This window comes from Streptomyces sp. NPDC054840 (genome assembly GCF_053611065.1).
Genome location: NZ_JBSGZP010000674.1, coordinates 2,222 through 3,928, shown reverse-complemented (window position 1 = coordinate 3,928; position 1,707 = coordinate 2,222). Strand labels below are relative to the sequence as shown.

General features: G+C 76.5%; 1 protein-coding gene. It reads right to left on the bottom strand.

Features of this window, described 5'->3' with window-relative positions:
• Positions 1-52: 52 nt before the first annotated feature.
• A partial coding sequence (locus ACWGIU_RS32015) for a hypothetical protein (protein ID WP_453711611.1) occupies positions 53-1,707 on the bottom strand: 1,655 nt, incomplete at its 5' end.

Here is a 1,707-nt window from a genome sequence, read left to right as displayed (position 1 = left end):
CTCCCGGCCACCGCCGGGAGGGTCCGGGTCCGGCGCTACGTGAGGACAGTCCCTACTTCGGGTCGGTGTCGACGACCGCGGTGCGCTCGGCCGTGGTCTTGCCGCGCAGCGCCTTGCCGAGGGGACCGGCGATGTCCTGCGGGGTGACGGGCGTCTTCTCGCCGGTGCCGCGGGTGATCAGGATCCCGTCGAAGGTGTTCCCGTAGGTCGCCTTGAGCGCCTCCAGGTCGAACTTCTCGACCAGGCGGCCGTCCACGGGCTGCATGCTCAGGATCTTGGGCAGGGACCGGGCGCCGAAGGCGATGGACTTGGTGCCCACCTTGACGGTGGCGTTCGCGGACATCGCCGGCTCGGCGAACTCCTTCATGGCCCGGTCCAGTTCGGCCTGGCCGATGGCCGGCGCCTTGGTGGTGGTCGGCAGTTCGGCGACGGCCGCCTTGCCGGTGGCGACCTGGTCCTTGAAGGCCTTGGTCACCAGCTGGACGGAGGCGTCGACGTCGAGGGTGGTGCCGGGGGTTCCGGGGACGGCGACGGCCTTGCCCGTGTCGAACTTGATCGTGCCTTCGGTGGCCGTACCGGAGGAGCCCGCGAGCTCCTGGAGCGCGACCTGGAGCTTCTCCTCGTCGGTCGGCATCACCGGATCGGCGACGCGCTCGTTGCCGAGGAGCGAGCCGATGACCGTGATCGGGTTGTAGTCGCTGCCGGCCGCGTTGCGGACGGTGGTCTGGGCGTCGAGGGTCAGGCCGGCCTTCTCGGGCTTGAGCTCGACCGGCTTGCCGCCGACGCTGAGCTGGATCGGGGCGGCGGCGCGGGTGCCGAAAGCGGTCTGGAGCTTGGAGACGGCCTCGTCGCGGCTGCCGCTGATGTCGACGCCGAGGACGGTGGTGCCCTTGGGGACGTCCGAGTGGTTCAGGAGCAGCCCGGCGCCGTAGGCCACGCCGACGAGGGCGATGATGCCGCCGCCGAGCAGGACCAGCTTGGAGCGGCCCTTCTTGGCGGGCTTGCCGGTGGCCTTCGGCTGCGCGGCCCCGGAGCGGGGAGCGGCCGGGGCGGGGGCCGATACCGGGGTCGGCAGCGGCCCTTCCAGGTCGGGGCCGGGCCACTGCGGGGCCTCGTCGAATGCGGCCGCGCCGGCCGGGCCGGTACCGGGGCCGGTACCGAAGCCGGGGCCGCCGGTGGGTCCGGCGGGGCCGCCGCCGTACGCCGGGAACGCCTCGGTGACGGGGCCGCCGTCGCTCTGGTCGCCCCCGTAGGCGGGGAAGCCCTGGGTCGTCCCGACGCCCGGGCCGCCGGGCATCGGGGCCGCGGGGGCGGGCGGGAAGCCCTGGCCGTAGTCCGCCACGGGCGGCGGCGGGGTGCGCGGCGGCGCGAAGGCGGCGTCCGGTCCGGGCACGGGCGGGGCCTGGGTGCGCTGCTGCGGGGCGAAGCCCGCGCCCGGCATGGCCGGCGGCGTGGGGGCCGGAGTCGGCGTCGGGGACGGCGTCCTGGTGGGCACCGGGTGCGGCGCGGGACGCGGGGCGGTCGCGGCCGGCGGCATCTGGGCCGCGGCGGGGGCCGGTGCGGGTGCGGGGGCCTGGGCGGCGGGCTTGCGGGGGGCGAACCAGTTGCTGGCCGCCTCCTCGGGCTCGGCCGCCGGGGCGGGCGCCGGGGCCTGGCCCTGGGGTGGCTCGGGCGCGGCCTCGATGCGGGTCGGCTGCGGCCCGCGCC